The sequence below is a fragment of the Tsukamurella conjunctivitidis genome, assembly GCF_007858475.1.
Classification (GTDB): Bacteria; Actinomycetota; Actinomycetes; order Mycobacteriales; family Mycobacteriaceae; genus Tsukamurella; species Tsukamurella conjunctivitidis.
On record NZ_VIGX01000263.1, the window covers coordinates 1 to 540 of the forward strand.

Here is a 540-nt window from a genome sequence, read left to right on the forward strand (position 1 = left end):
GACACCGTCCCCCCGACCTGGGGCACCGTTGACCCCATCCGGGTCAGTTCCCTGGAGTGGCCCCTGGGAAGCTGGGTGCCGTGCGGCTCGGCGGAGGAGATCCGCGCCGTGCTCGGCACCCTTCTCACCCTGGACGAGATCCTGCTCTTCCGTCTCGACGCCGAGGACCGCGGCCACTACGTCTACCGCGAACCCACCGACGGCCTGCTCTACGTCGAGAGGCGCGCCTCCGTCCTCACACGTTCCCGGAACTGTCCGGTCGTCGCAGTGGCCCGCCCGGCCCGCGCCACCGAGGACCTGGTCCTGCCGCACACGGTCGTGGCGCGCAGGTTCCGCGAGTCCCATGACATCTGGCTGACCGATCGCGAGGTCGCCGAGTCCTTCTCGACCCTGGCCCGCACAGGGGAGTACCCCGCGGGACTGCGCATCGGCGCGCCCGTGGTCTTCGCGGTTCCGGGTTCACTCGCCTGAGAGCGCAGCCTCAGCCCTCCCCTGCTCCGGTCCCCGGGACTCAGCCGAAAGGCGGGCGCCCCGTGGCCC

1 protein-coding gene is annotated in these 540 nt (G+C 71.9%); it reads left to right on the forward strand.

Translation table 11 applies throughout. The annotated features are described in order from the left end of the window. Positions 1 to 471 (forward strand): hypothetical protein (locus FK530_RS26190; protein WP_158645212.1); only part of this gene is annotated, 471 nt, incomplete at its 5' end. Between the last annotated feature and the right edge of the window lie 69 nt (positions 472 to 540).